Raw genomic sequence first — 15722 nt, 5'->3', positions numbered from 1 at the left:
ACCAGATCATCAACTAATCAAACACCTATGGATAGAAGTCAAACTACGTAGAACTTTCTGACCTTGGTTCTATTGTTTTTTTAGTTCACTAATAGTATCGTCTGCAAGTGGACAATTTACTAAAAGCATTAATTTGTTACGAATTGGTTCCACAATTTTTTCTAGAAAACTCTTTGATTGATTCGGCTGATTTAGAACTATTGTACTTGTCTGAAGAAATATATAAAATAAAATAACCACCACCAGACTAGTAGTAGCGCCAAGGCTTACCCCAAGTAATAAGACAGATTTTTTATACGGCAGCAAAGAACTAAAATCAACATTTCTGCCTACTGGTACAGGTTGTAAAGTCGATGGTAACTCCCGAACAGCAAGGAGTGCTTGCAAAGCTTCTGCTGCTGACTGGTAACGTTGGCTCAAGCGCTGGCGAACCATTGTATCTAAAACATTGGCAAGAGCGTTACTTACTTGTGCTTTGTCACGCCAAATTACTTCTCCTGTGTGCGGATCTTTTGGCAGTTGATCGGCTCTTAAACCTGTTAGAGCTTGAATGCCAATCATTCCGACAGCATAAACATCGCTGCTAAGTTGCGGCTTTCCTTTAGATTGTTCGTTCGGCATATAGCCAGGAGTACCAATTGCAACATTGATATTGGCTTGTCCCTGCTCGTTCATACCCAGAGTACTCATTTTCTTAATACTGCCAAAATCAATCAGCACAATCTTGTTATCCCAATGCCGACGCATTAAATTTTGGGGTTTAATATCCCGATGAATGATATTGTGTTCGTGGACAAAGACTACTACTTCTAGGATGTCCCTTAACAGGTCAAAGACTGCTTCTTCGTTCAAACATTGAGATGGTAGGATTTCCTTAGTCAAATCATGACCATCAATAAATTCTTGAACTAAGTAGAAATCTCCATTTTCATCAAAATGGGCAAATAATCTAGGAATTTGGTCATGATTATTACCTAGCTGGTATAAAACTTCTGCTTCGCGAGCAAATAGGCTTTTGGCAATAGGTTCAAAATCAGCATTGAGGCTTTTCGGTTTGAAATGCTTAACTACACAATGGGGTAATCCTGGCAAATCCAAATCGATAGCCAAATAGGTATCGCCAGAACCTCCTCTCCCCAGGAGTTTGACGATTTTGTAACGATTGCGAAGCGTTTTCCCGATTTGAGGGAGAGGGTACTGGTTCATAGATTGCATTCTAAATGCTATTTGGCCTACCAGTTCAAGTACTGATAAATCTACTTACCACTTACTCCTTAAATTTGTGATGTTAACCACAGTGGTTTAGAGAGTTGATAGTGAGTGTAGAGTTAATTCTAAAGAAATTTACTTGATTGGCTCAGTCAATATTTTTCTAGACATCCTCAATATTATGAAATTTCTGTAATGATTTTAGTACCGTACAAATGTACCTTAAGCGTGGGACTTAAGTAAAATTAACAGCAACTAAGTAGGGGAATAGGGATTAGGGACTGGGGACTAGGAAAAGGAGGGGGGAAATCTTTCTCCGTCCCCGTGTCCTTTTTACCCAATTCCCGATACCCAGTACCTATTCTTTCGTTTCAACAACCAAGTTAGGCAATCCCTCTAATTTTTCTACGGGCGAAATTTCTTCTGTCAATGGCACAAAAATTTTTAAACTGGCTGGCAGGCATTTAATCTCCACAGGAGTTTTCCCCAAAATTTCACCATCAACGGCAACTTTTTGGACTGGATCGGTTGTAATTTTGAATCTTGTCGCCCGCAAATAACCAATATCATTTCTTTCTACAGCATTTCCTGTAGAAGCAGTCTGAAATAAATGAAAGGCAGCTGCGATCGCTGCGGCTTTAGTCGCAGGGGCTACGATTGTTAAATCTAGCAATCCATCATCTACAATAATTCCTGCTGGGCCTTGTGCTAACACGGAAGTTGGAGGAGCCGCATTAGCCACTGTTACTGCTGCTGCCGAGGTTTTAATTATCTTATCTTCTGTTTCAATTTCTACTTCAAAGGGCTGTAATTGTCGTAGTTGTTGCAATCCAGCGAGGATGTAGGCGATCGCACCAAAACGATTTTTTGCTTCCCGATCTGCCTTTTCTACGGTTTCAGCTTCAAACCCAATACCTGCTAGCAAAACCATCGGACTGCCGTTACATTCAGCCGCATCCACAGTTCGAGTCGTACCCTGCAAAATAGTTTGGCAAGCACCTGCTATTGTGTCAGGAATTCCTAAAGCTGCGGCAAAAGCATTTGCCGTTCCCCTAGAAATAATGCCGAAGGGAATATCTGTACCTACTACAGCACCAGCAGCAGCAGATAGAGTGCCGTCCCCCCCAGAAGCAATAATGGCATCTACCCTCCTTTGAACTGCGGCATATGCCAAATCATCAGCGCAAGTATCTTCTGTTGTCATTTGAATATCTAGATCAAATTCTGGCTCTAACATTGCCCGAATTTGTACCAAATCTTGCTCTGAGTCACTTTGCCCTGCTACTGGATTAAAGATAAGGCAGGCCGATCGTTTCATATGCGAAAGAAGTCTAGTTAGTAAAGGTTCCTACTTAATTATTAACGTATCTGTTGGTATTGGTACGAATAGTTTCTAGTCATGAGTAGGTGGATCATTATACCCACACTCAATTAATGCAAAATAACTAGTACTCTATCGCATTAATTTTGCGGGGTTGGGTAAATATTTGAAAGCTTAACTCTCACGTCTTCTGTGCGAAAGTGCCAATCCACAGAAACTTTATTTTTATTACGTCTTTAACCTCTTTAGTTTGTGTCCTTTGTAACCTTTTTGTCTTTGTGGTTCGTTACTTTCTTATCAACGCGACTCCAACTTAACTACTCGTTCTTCTAAAGTATTAACTTGTTGTTTCAATTCCACTACTAAAGTTGCTAGTCTATCAAACATTTTGTCTCGCTCTTGTGGCGACAGATTTCGCCCTGGAGATGTTTGGCGTGGAGTCAAGGTTGTGGTTGGAGAGGGAGAGCGGGGTTGCCCTCGTTGAGATTGCAACTGGTTTACTTGTGCCTCCAAACGACGAAAGTCTGCTTCCAAATTACTAAGGCGAGATTCTACTTGCTGTGATGCGGCAGGGTAAGAAAACAAACTTCCCCAGATAACGATTGCTGTCAAAACGCCGATTAATGCTAGCGCCTCTATTTTTCTCATTACTAACTCCTGCAACGAATCAAGAATTCAAGATTCTTAACTCATTACTCTGACAATTTTGAAAAAACCCTGGGGTGGAACAGCACGCACTTAGGCAAATAACTGCGTATTCCACCCTCAATCTAATTATCGGGTTGCAAATTTGCAAACAACCTCTGCCAATCGATAGAATTACTGCTATTTTCTCCCTCTTTCACTTCAAAGGTAACGTTACGTGCATCTGGTTCTCTTAGCGCTTGTACACAAATTTCTGCCACATCCTCACGACTGATTTTTCCTCTAATATTATCGCCTTGCTCAAAAATTAACTCTTTGCCTTCTGGCTCTTCTGTTAATGCACAAGGTCTAATAATTGTATACGGAATACCACTTGCTCTCAAACTGTCTTCACCCTTTAATTTCCATGTTAAAATTCCTCCTAATTGGTCATTTAATTTTACAGCTGGTGGTTCTTCATCTAGATTAATTCCCGGACGTCCAGGACGAGTTACACCTGCGGAACTAACAAGAACAAATTGCGGTACAGATGTGCCTCCATAGGCTTTAATTGACTCTATTTGGAGAGCAAAACCACCAGGTGAGAATCTTGGATTTAATGCCCCATTGTATTCAAACTTACTCAACATTAATTGGAAAGAAGAAATTTTACTGGCATCAATTGGTGGACAATCTTGTAAAGTTTTAGCCCGAAAAACAGGAATCAAATCAGCAAAGGGAATGCGAATATTCATCCAGGTATTTACATCGGTATCGAAAGAGTAGCTATAGCCAATACCATCCCATTTTTCGTCGGTACGCAAAAAGAATTTATAACGTTTTCCATCTCCTTTGAGGCGCAATTCTATACCTGTATATCCAGATAAATTAAAGGGTGGAGAAAAATTTTTAGTTCTTACAGAAGCAAATCCTCCAGAGTTGGCAGTGGAGACATTGCCAGCAAATAAAGCTGTACCTTCTACCAATTGGATATTACTTTCACTTACACCACCCATGACAACATCATCGACTGCACCCCAGATATTTTTTATTTCTGTAGATGGATTAGTAAAATCAAATAATACTTTTTCGTCTGTTTTTGGCAAATATTTCGCTGCCGCTTCTACCAAATTTTTCACACCTTGATATTCTACATTTTCTGGCGTGTCGCCAACTATTTCTGGTTGGTAAAATTTGACGCCTTGATAATATTTAGCCCGTTCTGGAGTATCTCCTTCCACGGGTTGCACGCGTACCGCCGTACAACAAACTACAGCTTGGATGTTAGCCATGACTAGGGGTGTCAAAGTTTCTGGCTTAGTGATATCTCCAACTACTAAGTCAATATTATCGCCAAGAATTGAGCGGGCTTTGTCGATATCACGGACAAGCGATCGCACTCGATAACCCCTCTCCAGCAGCCGTCGTACCACTCGCTTACCGACACCGCCCGTTGCACCCGCTACTAATATTACACCCACTTGCTTTGCTCCATCCGGTTTGTTTTGATCATCCTTGGCACTACCTTGGAATAACTCTTGTATCCACTTGAGGAAAGGTATAACCTCAAAGTAAGTAAGAGTTTGGATAAATCTGCCTAAGTCCCATTGTGAGCGATTTTTGTCAGTCATAATTGTATTTTTATCTGCTCCCTGTCCCCTGTCCCCTGTCCCCTTTTATTGTATATTTTTACTTCGCAAGCGGATACTTTCAAAAGTGTAATAAATAGCAGTTACAGCTAGGAGTATTAAATTAAATTGCGTCAATTCTTTGTTATACCATCTCTTTTGAAAGAGCAAAATCGAGCCAGAGATAAAAAACGCTGCTATTAACACAATATCTTGACGTCGAAACAGTTGAGGACGTGTAAAAGGTAAAGCACATAAACTAATTGCTGCAATTATTAAAATAATGCCAATTAAATTGAGTGGATTGTTAAACATATGTTTAATGGCTAATGTTTAATGGCTGATGGTTAATGGCTAATGGCGGTGAACGATTAACCATCAACAGTTAACTTTTTATTTTTTGATTTCACGTAAACGAATGCATTCTGCTGCCGAGAAAATACCTACTCCTGCTAGTAAAAATTGGCTAATTGGTATTTCTTGATTTCCAAAAGAGCGATATTCTTGAAATAAAAGTAGGATACCGCAAAGGCAAAATACTACAGCGAAAACAGCGTCATAATCCCGCGCTAGTCTTGGATAGGAAGAACGGAGAAAAAACAAACCCACTCCAAAAGCTGCAAGACCAATACCTAGTAAAATAATCCAGGTAGCTGCTTTAAAGAAAAATAATCCTGCCGCACCAACAAAAGGTAAAAATCTAGCTACGGACAGAGTTTGGTTAATCCAAGCTGGTGATGTAACTTGAGGTGAATTTGGGGAACTATCTGTAGCACTAGAAGGAGATAATGGCGAAGATTGGGAGTAAGTATTAACAAACTGCGGTACAGTTGATTGTGTATAGACATCAGGAGTAGATGGTTGCGTTGCTGGTAGGGGATAAAGCAATTGCTGGAGATCTTGCAATATTTCTGTGGCAGATTGATAGCGATCGCGCCAGTGATAGCGAACCATCTTCTGTACAATTGCTGCTAATCTAGGGGAAATCTGGACTTGATTTGGCCAGATAATTTCTCCAGTTTGAGGGTGTTCCTGCAATTGAGTTGGCAAAATTCCCGTCAAAGCTTGAATGGCAATCATCCCAACAGCATAAATATCACTGTTTGGGCGTGGTTTGCCTTGGGCTTGTTCTGCGCTCATATAACCAGGAGTACCAATCGCCACAGTAGCAGTCATTTGACTAGGAGATGCTGCTAGTTGGGAACGCATTTGTTTCACCGCACCAAAATCAATTAAAACCAATTTGCCGTCAGAGTCGCGTCTAATTAAATTATCGGGTTTGATATCACGATGAATTACACCGTAGCCGTGAACAAACTCCAAAACACCCAAAACATCTTGTAATATTTGGATAACTTGACTTTCTGCCCAAGATTGTCCTACTCGCATTTCCGCACTGAGCGGATGTCCAACAATTAACTCTTGCACTAAACAAAATTCTTCGCTTTCTTCAAAATAAGCCAAAAGACGGGGTATTTGGTCATGATTGCCTAGTTGTTCCAATATTTCCGCTTCACTATTAAACAAACGCCTGGCAGTTTGTAGATAGTAGGGATCGGAACTCGCGGGCTTCAATACCTTCAGAACACACTTGGGGTTGCCTGGGCGGCGGGTGTCTTCGGCGATATAAGTTTCACCAAATCCTCCAGCACTCAAGACTTGGATAACTTTGTAACGTCCGTCTAGTAGCTTTCCTAACATGGTGTGGCTGTGCAAGTGTTTCTATTAATCTTGCCACAGGATGATAAAACCTTTGCTAGTGTAAGTGTGCTAGTGTAATCTAAGTTTAGTTGTTAATTATTCATCGTAATTAACCATAAACCAGTACCCAGTCTCCATTATCAGCCTTAAACTTAATAGGCAAGTTGAACAACTAAAGGCTGGTAAACTATGCTTCAGTTTCAACCTCCAGGCTTTGGACATAAAGTCATCAACTCCTCACTTGGGTCGATAGTTTACTATACCCAAACAACAGAACCGTGGTGTATTGCTAAGACTGAAGATTTACCACCGCTTATTTTTCTTCACTGCTTTGGTGGTGGTTCCTCTGCGTATGAATGGTCAAAAGTATATCCTGCTTTTGCTAGTACACATCGCATCCTCGCGCCAGATTTAATTGGTTGGGGAGATTCTGCCCATCCGGTGCGAGACTATCAAATTAACGATTATTTGACAACGATCACAGAATTTATCAGACACACTTGTTCTCCACCAGTAACAGTACTAGCATCTTCCCTGACAGCAGCTTTTGTGATTCGTCTAGCTGTTGCCCAACCTTTTTTATTCAACGCGCTATATTTAGTCTGTCCTTCTGGTTTTGATGACTTTGGGCAAGGTGCAGGGCGCAGACTTCCCCTTCAAGTAATCAATACACCACTGCTAGATAATTTAATTTATGCCCTCGGTGCGGAGAATGAATTGGCAGTTAACAACTTTTTGCAAAGTTTTCTGTTTGCCAAACCTCAACGAGTTTCTCCAGAGATGGTAGAGGCTTACTTGTTCTCTGCTCAACAGCCGAATGCCAAGTTTGCGGCATTGGCATTTTTACAAGGTAATCTGTACTTTGATTTAAGCTTGTATATTCAACAACTTACTATACCTACAGTGATATTCTGGGGCGAGAAAGCACAATTTACCAATGTAAATTTGGGAAGACGATTGGCAAAGTTAAACCCAACTGTCATTCGAGATTTTCATGCGATCGCAGATACGGGAGTGCTACCACATTTAGAAATGCCAGAAGCTGTGATTGGTTTGTTACAACGCTATTTAGGAAGCGATCGCCAAGCAAGCGAAAACAATAAAGTTGAGTAATGATGAAATTATTGGCTAAATACCGCCCAAGCCAAAAACCTCTCGGTGTAATATAGCGCTAATTGATTGCTGACACCGTTGAAAACAGCATCAAAAGCGTGTTCTGCCCAAGGAATTTCTAAAAAAATTGCGGTGTTTCCAGATTTAAGTAAACTTTCATACATTTGTCTACCAAATCGTACTTGTACTAAATGGTCGCGACTACCGTAAATTAATAGAGTTGGAGGTACAGGACGCATCACATAATTTATTGGCGAAGCAATTTGATACTGATTGGGCAACTCTTGTGGTGAGCCACCAATAAATGTTTTTAAAACAGCACGAGTGTTAATAGGATCTGGAAAAGGCGGTTCATTATATCCTTCAGTTAAGTTAACAGGCCCATAATAGTTGACTACAGCTAGAATCGGAGGCGCATCTGGTTGGTATGCTGCTAACATTGCCAGGTGTGCGCCAGCAGAACGTCCTAACAATACCATGCGTTCTGGATCTGCTTCATATTCTGCGGCGTATTGCTGAATAAAATTGATAGCCGTAAGCACATCTTCTAACTGTGCTGGAAATCGATGTTCAGGTGCGTGTCGATAGTCAATGGCAAATACAGTATATCCACGAGCTGCCATATATTTATTAAACTCAGAATTAGCACGAGGATTACCACTTTGCCAAGCTCCGCCATACATTACTATGAGTGCTGGGTATTTACCCACCTTTGGAGGTTGGTAAATTTCCATTTTTAAAGGCACTCCCTGGGGAGTAGCAAAAAGAATATCTGATTTGTGGCGTGTTTTATGGAGTGGAATACCTCGAAAAGTATTAACTAACATAAAGGGATAAGGTTGCATATTTGCGCTAACTTGGGTGGGAACTTGCTTGAGATAATCTGCACCCAAGCCTTGTTCCATTGCTTTCGTCATCCGCATCTGAGTCACTGGGATACTTATTAGCACCCAGCTACAAATTAGTAACCCGATCACGCTGAAAATACAAGCTAAACGCTTTAATTGATGACGACGAATGTAGAAAAAAGCAAAAACTAGAGATACTAAATTTAAAATAAACAACCACGGGCTAACTTCTGGCGCTCCTACTCCTAGCGTCAGTAAAGACATATTAGGAGCAGGAATAATAATCCAAGCACTGAGAAATAGTCCTGAAACACTTAAGAATAATATGAGAAATGATAGAAATATCTTAGGCTTAGAAAACATAAATATTTGATAATAAAACAGCAGATGCACGCAAATAAATCTTCTGTATGCATCAATACTTGCCAAGAAATTTATTTCTTGCCTCAAAGCTAAAGTTAGTTTTAACTGACTGAAAATATTACCTAGTCAGTTAAAACTGACTTAAACTATAAGCCTGGTACTTCAGTACCAGGCATTTTAGGGGCAAGGTACAAGATATGAATTTATACATTATCCCTTGCAGATTTTATTATTTTACCGGACATGATATCCAAATCTAACGATAGAATTTCCGAACTTTATATAAAACCCTCATTCCTTATGGAAGCGTTGAAGTAAATTTCGTGCTGTTTGTAGCAATAAAGATTCTATTTGTTCCGCTCGTTGCCGTTCCTGTTCAGCCCGTTGTTGTTCTTGATCAGCTCGTTGCCGTTCTTTTTCGGCTCTTTGCCCTTCCCTATATGCAATTTCATCTGTTGTAGGCAGCAATTCTCCTTTTAATGTTGCCCAGCGCAACCAAGTTGCATGAATACCTTTGTAGTTTCCTTCCCACAACTGCAATGCCAACCTTAAACAGCTACTAATTAATTGATTATCTTCATTTAATACCAAAGGTTGATAAAGTCCACCACTGAGAGAAAAACCAGCCCAATCATCAGGATTAAAAGGATCAAACCAAAAATATTCTGTGACGCGGAGTTGGTTTTGATAAATCAGCTTTTTCTCACTCTTATCTATTGAGGCAGTATTCTCAGATAATAATTCAATCACTACATCTGGTGCTTTGCCTTCTTCCCATACTACCCAACTGCGACGTTCTCCTTTGGGTACTCCTAAAACTGCAAAAAAGTCTGGCCCTTTAAAATTAAGACTATGCATCATAGGATCTCTAAGATGGACAGCTTTGTCAATTTGTATATGTTCTTTTTCTGGCTTGGCGTAAGGCAGTAATGGGCGCGAGGGCATCTCTGTGGTAGTAACTGCCATTTTGTGCCGCACTTGCGCCATGCTGTAGTAAACATACATATTGCCACCTACAAACCCATCGTCTCTTTTTTGCAGCCAAGGCATCAAGACATCAATCAGCAAATCCATTTGCAATCTATGCCGTTGGCTTTCCATATGCTTACCATCATCGTAGGGGAGTTCTGCCTGGGTTGGGGGTAATGGTATATACGGTGCAGTTGGGGTATTTTCTAACATGGCTGTTTACCTGTTGCCGCGCCCTAACAGACATTTATTTATATTAGTTGAGAATAAGCACGCTAGAAATACGTGCTTGCGCTCATCATAATGTGAAAATATTTTAAACGGTAGTCTTTTGTTCCTGTTTTATAACTTTCACAGCAAACAATTTAGGAAATAAAAGCCCAGAACGTTTTTTGTAATCATCAAACTCAGGGTAGCGAGATAGAGATTTGTCTTTTTTGAGCATATTGGGAATAAAAACTGTACTGATAAAGACTCCAAGAATCATAAATGGCAGCCAGTGTTGAGTTAGCATTGCAAAAGCGGTATAAATATTTCTCCCAGATAATTTGTGTTGCGACAACGAGCAAAGAATCCTTCGGTAATCAGTCCTGATTGATACTTGAGAGTGTAGTATTTTTGAGTATCACTAGCAAAGTGCAAAAAAACACCAAGAATATTTAAGGAAATGGCTGCTGCCACTAGTGGCAATGGTGGAATGTTGCCGCTACTAATGAGAATAAAAGGTGCGATCCAATATAAGTTAACTAGAGCAAATATCAAAATGCCTTGCAAAATAGAAACTTTTTGCTCCCACTGTTTGTCTGGAAACAGGATATCTTTGAGCAGCCACAAAAAACCGTAAGTACCGTGAAGCGCTAAATACACCCAAGGGCCAAGAGTGAAGTTCTGGTAGACTAACATCAATCCAAGTATGAAGAAGAAAGTTAGCCCTTTGCTGAGATTAATAGCGTGTTTTGCTTTCATGAATTGAATCTGGAAGATGGTTTAAGGTTGGCTTAATTTTCACTAACTATTAGTGTAAAAAGCTAGAGGCACAGATCTCCGACTTTTCAAAAAATTCGGGGATCTTGGTTTTCAGTGCCTTGATATTGCAAGCATCCTGCAACAGCATTCAACTACAAGAGTGCGATCGCATATATGTACGCAAACTAAAAATCACACTTAATAGAACATGAGCGCGATCACACAAAGTTTTTCCAAGCACAGCGACTGATTACCTTGATAACATAAAAAAAGTTCACCCGCACTCTCAAACTATGACGACTATTACACTGCAATTGTCGCCGGAATTAGAGCAAAAACTACGCGCAAGTATTGCACGCCGAGATGCTGAAAGTATTCGACAGCTACTGGCTGATGCTTTTGCACCAACAGTAGCAGCATTGCTAGAACAAACACCTATTCAATTCAACGATGGGGAAGTAGAGGATGAAGATAAGTTGGAAGCAAGTATAGATAAGTTGTTAAATGAATCAAATTTAGCAACACTTTCAGATTATGCAGTAAGTCGTGAAGGTATTTATGAGGATCATCCCTAGCTGTAATATACCTCGTGGACACAAACTTTTTGCTGCGTTTTGTGGATCGCAAAAGTTCACTCAACCCAGTGACACGAAATGTCAGAAAAAAACTCAGAGCAAATGGGGATAAATTGACTATTACACCTCAAAACTGCATAGAATTTTGGAATGTAGCTACAAGACCAGCAGTAAAAAACGGATTTGGATTAACACCAACGTATGCAAATCGGCTATTGCAGTTAATCGAGCGTCTGTTTCCATTGTTGCCTGATACGCCTGTAATTTATCCAGAGTGGCGTCGGCTTGTTGTTAAGTACAGTGTGTCAGGGGTACAAGTGCATGATGCCCGCCTTGTTGCTAGCATGAAAGTCAATAGTGTAACGCATATTTTGACATTTAATACAATTGATTTCACTCGCTATGTCGCTGAAGGAATTATGGCAGTTGATCCGTCAACAGTATAAATTTGCTTTCCCAAAGTTCAGATGAGTGCGATCGCACTTTCCCAAAGACTGCTAGTGAAAGAAAATGAAATGCGATCGCTTATTTTTAACTATTGAAAATACTACGCGGTTTGACCTCTCTCAGTAGATCTCTCTTCTGTACCAGCTTTCAAACGGCTGGCTGTACTTCTGCGGACACGTTCGCTTTTACGCACACCACCCGCCATCTCATATTCGCGGCTATCTTTACCATACTTAAAAGCAACCCCAATCAACATCTTGTCCATCAGTTCACCTAAGTTTTTTTCCAACTCCTTAATTTCTGTTTTGGAAGAGTTGATTACGGCTAGAGCAGTATTATAAGCATCAATTTTGCTACGTAACTGTTCCATTAGTTGTGTCATATTTTGGAGATTGCGACTATCCCCAAAATCTATACTTGAATCAATTGCTTTTAGTCCAGAGGATCTTAATTGAGCTTTTTCTAAAATCCGGGATGTGCGTTTGGGACGAGTCATAAATATAGTCCTTGCAGAGGGTTCTAGAGCTAGCTTGTCCTACTGAATGTAAATTCTAAATCGGCAAAATTCACAAATAATTATATTTTCTTTGTTAAGATTTTAATAAATCTCAGTAATTTATCTTAAGTCTTTTGTTATAAATTTATCAGTGTAACTAGAGTTAAGCATTCAAGTAAATTCATCAAATTATCGCGATCTAACGACACGAGTTAGGGATCTAACGACACAGATTAGGGATCTAACGACACGAGTTAGGGATCTAACGACACGGGTTAGGGAGCTAACGACACGAGTTAGGGATCTAACGACAGCTTGTTGGGGAATAGCGATCGCACTCAGGTTAGTCCCAAGCTAGCAAGTATCATCGATAAAATGGTGCGGCATAACGGCAATCAGCATTACCAACCAGCAGAAGAAGCAAAGAATATAATAAGTATTTAGAACTCGCGCAAACCATGATTAATTCATGTGCAATTAAGGTTCAATAACACTATGCAAATAATAGAAAAGCAATATTTTACTCCACAAGAATACCTAGAATTAGAGGAAAAAGCTAACTTTAAAAGTGAATATATTGACGGAAAAATTATTCCAATGGCTGGTGGAACTGCAAATCATAATCGCATCGCTGGCAATTTTTATGCTATTTTGAATTTTGCCTTTAGACAACAAAATTATGAAGTATTTAACAGCGATATGCGACTGTGGATATCTGAACGACGGATTTATACATACCCAGATATTATCGTTGTAGCAGGTAAAATAGAATTTTTTGACAATCGTAAAGACACAATTCTAAATCCTAAAATAATTGTTGAATTCTTATCAAAATCGACCGAAATTATGACAGAGAGGGTAAATTTAAAGCATATCGCACCATCTCATCTTTTGAAGAATATTTATTAATTGAGCAAAATAAAGTTTATATAGAACATTATTCTAAAACTGCTAATAAGCGATGGTCATTGCCAGAATATGATGAGGAAGATGAATTAATTAATTTGGTTTCTATTCCATTAGAAATTAAGTTACAAGATTTATATAACAAAGTCCAGTTTGGTGTTGAGGAAGAAGAATTAGATAATTTACAGTAGGAGCGTGTATTGATTATGGTAAATGCGATCGCCTATTTGATTTTGAGCTTATTGGGTGCGATCGTTCTTCTCTAATCTCAAATACTTAACGACAGAGACTGATTACCTTGATAACATGGAAAAAACAGTTCACCCGAACTAACAAGGTTATGAACAGCATCAATATTTCCTTGTCTGAGTCGATGAAAGCCTTTGTTGAGGAGCAAGTTGCAAAAGGTGGTTACGGCTCAGTTAGCGAATACCTGCAAGAGTTAATCAGTCAGGATCAAAAACGCAAAGCTCAAGAATACGTAGAGGAACTTTTAATTGAAGGGCTTGAGAGTGGAGAAGCAATTGAAGTTAGCGACGAATGGTGGGAGCAAAAACGCACAAACCTAATCGACAAGCTGCACCAGGGGAAATAATGACAAAGCGGATAGTCATCACACCCAAAGCAAGCTTAGATATCGATGAGCATTTTGATTATGTAGCTAAAAATAACCCCGACGCTGCACTTTGATTTTTTGACTCTGTAAAAGAAACTTTTGCACAGTTAGCAAGAATGCCTGGGATGGGTAGCCAGTATTCCTCAGAGAATCTTCATTTACAAGGTTTACGTAAATGGGCTGTCAAGGGATTTAAAAGGTATTTAATTTTTTACCGTGAGCAAGGTGAAAGTATTGAAGTTTTACGGGTTCTCTATGCAAGCCAGGATATCGAAAGGATTTTAGAACAGGAATGATTCGCCGATTTGATTTTGAGAAAATTAGGGTGCGATCGCTTTTTAAGCCTACAGGCTGTAAGCCTGAGGTTACACGTACAAAGCCCACCTGCGTGGGCTGAAATTCTTAGAGGCTGCCTCCGCAGCCTTTGTTCGTATAGCCGCACCCTTCTAGGGTGTCGGATTTTGTGCCTAAATCAACCTATCGAACTCACGTTAAATCAATTTTGAGTTTTGCAACTCTTGCAAATTTACCTGAATTTTTGTGTCAACTAATATATTGCTATTATCAACAGGCAAGCGATCGCCACTTACCCAAGCTTCTTGAGGTTGAAACTGATAAATTCTGCGGGGTGAATCATCTAAATAATCTGCTACTGTTCGATTAACTTGTCTTCTTGCTCGATTTACAAGCAGCTTCATCACCTTTTGTGTATCCTCTCGCTTTAACTCAGATGCAGTTCCATACAAATACAATCCTTCTGGTGTACCTTCTGAAACGCTCGAATTAAAAATAGCGATCGCTACTCTGCCATTTCTATATATGTTCTGCGAATGCTTAGATACTATTGCCGAACTCCAATAGAGATTCCACTCGTCATCATAGGCAAAAAACAAAGGCGTTACCCAAGGAGAAACATCTATGCCACAAGTAGATAAAGTGCAATAAATATTATTTGTTATGATGCGAGATGCTTTGGCTATGACTTCTGGATTTTTAGAATCGATTGTGTTAACCCATCCGTTTGTAGGGCTTGCAGGTTCCATCATCTTGACTCGGTTCATATAACTAAAATGCGCTTTTTAGATCCCCGGCTTCTGGTGAGAAGTCGGGGATCTGTGTTTTGAGTGGAGCTGCTTTGAAGAAACAGCAATCGCTGTCATATAGAATAATTCAAAAGCGATCGCACTATCTCAAATAAAGACACTGAAGAAAACAAGTGCGATCGCCTATTCAGTATTAGAGAGAATCTTCAATTAGCTTGCGTTTACTGCCAAATGTAGAGAAGAACAAACAAAATAATCCAGATCACATCAACAAAGTGCCAGAATAAGGAGGTGGCATTTACTCCAAAGTGTCCAGAATCGTAGTTACCTGGAATGAAAGAACGTACAAGAATAATTAGCTGCAATAGAATGCCAGTGAGAACGTGCAAACCGTGGAAGCCAGTGAGTAGATAAAACATCCCGCCGAAAGCGCCAGAAGTTAAGCTAAATTCCAGGCTATTCCATTCAACTGCTTGTCCAAACAAAAAGTAACTTCCCATTGCCATAGTCGCCAACAGATACAGGCGAAAACCCCACAAATTATGGCGTTGGAGAGCGCGTTCTGCAAAGTAGATCAAAAAGCTACTGGCAACGAGAACTGCTGTATTAATTGCAGGTGCTACAACTTCTAGTCCTTCAACACCAGGTGGCAACCAATTGGGAGTTGTGGTTTTGTAGACAATGTATCCTGCAAAAAAGCTGAGGAAAATTACACTTTCAGACAGCAAGAACACGATGAAGCCAAACATTTTGTTGCCTTCTTCGTCGTGGCTATGCTCTACCTGATGTAGCTGCAAATCCTCTGAAATCATATAACTGTCCATAGGAGTTTAGGGGTATAAGGGTGTAGGGGTGTAGGAAGAGCTAGGCACTCTCATTGGACTTGAAGTAAAACAA

The 15722-nt window shown here is 39.9% G+C and carries 18 protein-coding genes and 2 pseudogenes; 7 read left to right on the top strand and 13 right to left on the bottom strand.

Features of this window, described 5'->3' with window-relative positions; translation table 11 throughout:
* Nucleotides 1-69: 69 nt before the first annotated feature.
* From QUB80_RS03335 to QUB80_RS03310, 6 genes are all read right to left on the bottom strand, one after another.
* Entirely contained in the window at nt 70-1206 is a 1137-nt protein-coding gene (locus QUB80_RS03335; protein WP_289788058.1) for a serine/threonine-protein kinase, read from the bottom strand.
* A gap of 361 nt (nt 1207-1567) precedes the next feature.
* Nucleotides 1568-2527 (bottom strand): YegS/Rv2252/BmrU family lipid kinase, encoded by a 960-nt coding sequence (locus QUB80_RS03330; protein ID WP_289788057.1) that lies wholly within the window; start codon nt 2525-2527, stop codon nt 1568-1570.
* 300 nt (nt 2528-2827) lie between these two features.
* Entirely contained in the window at nt 2828-3178 is a 351-nt protein-coding gene (locus QUB80_RS03325) for a hypothetical protein (protein WP_289788056.1), read from the bottom strand.
* Nucleotides 3179-3300: 122 nt separating this feature from the next.
* Nucleotides 3301-4785 (bottom strand): CIA30 family protein, encoded by a 1485-nt coding sequence (locus tag QUB80_RS03320; RefSeq protein ID WP_289788055.1) that lies wholly within the window; start codon nt 4783-4785, stop codon nt 3301-3303.
* Nucleotides 4786-4830: 45 nt separating this feature from the next.
* On the bottom strand, nt 4831-5097 hold the full coding sequence (locus QUB80_RS03315) for a Ycf66 family protein (protein ID WP_289788054.1): 267 nt from the start codon (nt 5095-5097) through the stop codon (nt 4831-4833).
* 78 nt (nt 5098-5175) lie between these two features.
* Nucleotides 5176-6483 carry a protein kinase domain-containing protein gene (locus QUB80_RS03310; RefSeq protein ID WP_289788053.1) on the bottom strand — a complete coding sequence of 436 codons (1308 nt, stop codon included), beginning with the start codon at nt 6481-6483 and terminating at the stop codon, nt 5176-5178.
* 189 nt (nt 6484-6672) lie between these two features.
* On the opposite strand from QUB80_RS03310, the gene QUB80_RS03305 reads away from it, so the two are divergent.
* Nucleotides 6673-7596: an alpha/beta fold hydrolase gene (locus tag QUB80_RS03305; protein WP_289788052.1), complete on the top strand. Its 924-nt coding sequence runs from the start codon at nt 6673-6675 to the stop codon at nt 7594-7596.
* Between the two features lie 8 nt (nt 7597-7604).
* Here the strand turns inward: QUB80_RS03305 and QUB80_RS03300 are convergent, their stop codons facing one another.
* The 4 genes from QUB80_RS03300 to QUB80_RS03290 all read right to left on the bottom strand — a co-directional run bounded on the left by QUB80_RS03300 (nt 7605) and on the right by QUB80_RS03290 (nt 10742).
* Nucleotides 7605-8807 (bottom strand): alpha/beta hydrolase, encoded by a 1203-nt coding sequence (locus tag QUB80_RS03300; protein WP_289788051.1) that lies wholly within the window; start codon nt 8805-8807, stop codon nt 7605-7607.
* Nucleotides 8808-9098: 291 nt separating this feature from the next.
* Nucleotides 9099-9989 carry a Uma2 family endonuclease gene (locus QUB80_RS03295; RefSeq protein WP_289788050.1) on the bottom strand — a complete coding sequence of 297 codons (891 nt, stop codon included), beginning with the start codon at nt 9987-9989 and terminating at the stop codon, nt 9099-9101.
* 103 nt (nt 9990-10092) lie between these two features.
* Entirely contained in the window at nt 10093-10290 is a 198-nt protein-coding gene (locus tag QUB80_RS35175; RefSeq protein WP_502875272.1) for a hypothetical protein, read from the bottom strand.
* On the bottom strand, nt 10284-10742 hold the full coding sequence (locus QUB80_RS03290; RefSeq protein ID WP_502875271.1) for a hypothetical protein: 459 nt from the start codon (nt 10740-10742) through the stop codon (nt 10284-10286). Before QUB80_RS03290 ends, QUB80_RS35175 begins: the two co-directional genes overlap by 7 nt.
* A 293-nt stretch (nt 10743-11035) precedes the next feature.
* On the opposite strand from QUB80_RS03290, the gene QUB80_RS03285 reads away from it, so the two are divergent.
* Nucleotides 11036-11317: a hypothetical protein gene (locus tag QUB80_RS03285; protein WP_289788049.1), complete on the top strand. Its 282-nt coding sequence runs from the start codon at nt 11036-11038 to the stop codon at nt 11315-11317.
* A gap of 14 nt (nt 11318-11331) precedes the next feature.
* The gene (locus tag QUB80_RS03280) at nt 11332-11763 is read left to right on the top strand and encodes a type II toxin-antitoxin system VapC family toxin (protein ID WP_289788048.1); all 432 of its coding nucleotides are present in this window, start codon (nt 11332-11334) and stop codon (nt 11761-11763) included.
* Between the two features lie 101 nt (nt 11764-11864).
* Here QUB80_RS03280 and QUB80_RS03275 read toward each other — a convergent pair whose 3' ends face one another.
* On the bottom strand, nt 11865-12260 hold the full coding sequence (locus QUB80_RS03275; RefSeq protein WP_289788047.1) for a hypothetical protein: 396 nt from the start codon (nt 12258-12260) through the stop codon (nt 11865-11867).
* Between the two features lie 315 nt (nt 12261-12575).
* On the opposite strand from QUB80_RS03275, the gene QUB80_RS03270 reads away from it, so the two are divergent.
* From QUB80_RS03270 to QUB80_RS03255, 4 genes and pseudogenes are all read left to right on the top strand, one after another.
* Nucleotides 12576-12704: a hypothetical protein gene (locus QUB80_RS03270; RefSeq protein WP_289788046.1), complete on the top strand. Its 129-nt coding sequence runs from the start codon at nt 12576-12578 to the stop codon at nt 12702-12704.
* Nucleotides 12705-12755: 51 nt separating this feature from the next.
* A pseudogene (locus QUB80_RS03265) lies at nt 12756-13357 on the top strand (Uma2 family endonuclease).
* Between the two features lie 149 nt (nt 13358-13506).
* Nucleotides 13507-13761: a type II toxin-antitoxin system ParD family antitoxin gene (locus tag QUB80_RS03260; RefSeq protein WP_289788045.1), complete on the top strand. Its 255-nt coding sequence runs from the start codon at nt 13507-13509 to the stop codon at nt 13759-13761.
* Nucleotides 13762-13871: 110 nt separating this feature from the next.
* Nucleotides 13872-14078: pseudogene (locus QUB80_RS03255) on the top strand (type II toxin-antitoxin system RelE/ParE family toxin); the annotation flags it as partial.
* Between the two features lie 195 nt (nt 14079-14273).
* Here QUB80_RS03255 and QUB80_RS03250 read toward each other — a convergent pair.
* Both QUB80_RS03250 and QUB80_RS03245 read right to left on the bottom strand, forming a co-directional pair.
* Nucleotides 14274-14843, bottom strand: a complete 570-nt coding sequence (locus tag QUB80_RS03250) for a pyridoxamine 5'-phosphate oxidase family protein (RefSeq protein WP_289788044.1) — start codon at nt 14841-14843, stop codon at nt 14274-14276.
* A gap of 203 nt (nt 14844-15046) precedes the next feature.
* The gene (locus QUB80_RS03245; protein WP_289788043.1) at nt 15047-15649 is read right to left on the bottom strand and encodes a cytochrome c oxidase subunit 3; all 603 of its coding nucleotides are present in this window, start codon (nt 15647-15649) and stop codon (nt 15047-15049) included.
* Nucleotides 15650-15722 lie beyond the last annotated feature (73 nt).

Source organism: Chlorogloeopsis sp. ULAP01 (genome assembly GCF_030381805.1).
Taxonomy (GTDB): Bacteria; Cyanobacteriota; Cyanobacteriia; order Cyanobacteriales; family Nostocaceae; genus Chlorogloeopsis.
Note: the sequence above shows the minus strand (reverse complement) of the source record. Positions and strands in the feature narration are given on the sequence as shown.

Excerpts from the sequence above, each read along its gene's own strand:
- QUB80_RS03300 (WP_289788051.1), bottom strand. The coding sequence starts at position 8,807 with ATGTTTTCTAAGCCTAAGATATTTCTATCATTTCTCATATTATTCTTA.
- QUB80_RS03330 (WP_289788057.1), bottom strand. The coding sequence starts at position 2,527 with ATGAAACGATCGGCCTGCCTTATCTTTAATCCAGTAGCAGGGCAAAGT.
- QUB80_RS35175 (WP_502875272.1), bottom strand. The coding sequence starts at position 10,290 with ATGCTAACTCAACACTGGCTGCCATTTATGATTCTTGGAGTCTTTATC.
- QUB80_RS03275 (WP_289788047.1), bottom strand. The coding sequence starts at position 12,260 with ATGACTCGTCCCAAACGCACATCCCGGATTTTAGAAAAAGCTCAATTA.
- QUB80_RS03325 (WP_289788056.1), bottom strand. The coding sequence starts at position 3,178 with ATGAGAAAAATAGAGGCGCTAGCATTAATCGGCGTTTTGACAGCAATC.
- QUB80_RS03245 (WP_289788043.1), bottom strand. The coding sequence starts at position 15,649 with ATGGACAGTTATATGATTTCAGAGGATTTGCAGCTACATCAGGTAGAG.
- QUB80_RS03290 (WP_502875271.1), bottom strand. The coding sequence starts at position 10,742 with ATGAAAGCAAAACACGCTATTAATCTCAGCAAAGGGCTAACTTTCTTC.
- QUB80_RS03285 (WP_289788049.1), top strand. The coding sequence starts at position 11,036 with ATGACGACTATTACACTGCAATTGTCGCCGGAATTAGAGCAAAAACTA.
- QUB80_RS03310 (WP_289788053.1), bottom strand. The coding sequence starts at position 6,483 with ATGTTAGGAAAGCTACTAGACGGACGTTACAAAGTTATCCAAGTCTTG.
- QUB80_RS03260 (WP_289788045.1), top strand. The coding sequence starts at position 13,507 with ATGAACAGCATCAATATTTCCTTGTCTGAGTCGATGAAAGCCTTTGTT.
- QUB80_RS03335 (WP_289788058.1), bottom strand. The coding sequence starts at position 1,206 with ATGAACCAGTACCCTCTCCCTCAAATCGGGAAAACGCTTCGCAATCGT.
- QUB80_RS03315 (WP_289788054.1), bottom strand. The coding sequence starts at position 5,097 with ATGTTTAACAATCCACTCAATTTAATTGGCATTATTTTAATAATTGCA.
- QUB80_RS03250 (WP_289788044.1), bottom strand. The coding sequence starts at position 14,843 with ATGAACCGAGTCAAGATGATGGAACCTGCAAGCCCTACAAACGGATGG.
- QUB80_RS03305 (WP_289788052.1), top strand. The coding sequence starts at position 6,673 with ATGCTTCAGTTTCAACCTCCAGGCTTTGGACATAAAGTCATCAACTCC.
- QUB80_RS03295 (WP_289788050.1), bottom strand. The coding sequence starts at position 9,989 with ATGTTAGAAAATACCCCAACTGCACCGTATATACCATTACCCCCAACC.
- QUB80_RS03320 (WP_289788055.1), bottom strand. The coding sequence starts at position 4,785 with ATGACTGACAAAAATCGCTCACAATGGGACTTAGGCAGATTTATCCAA.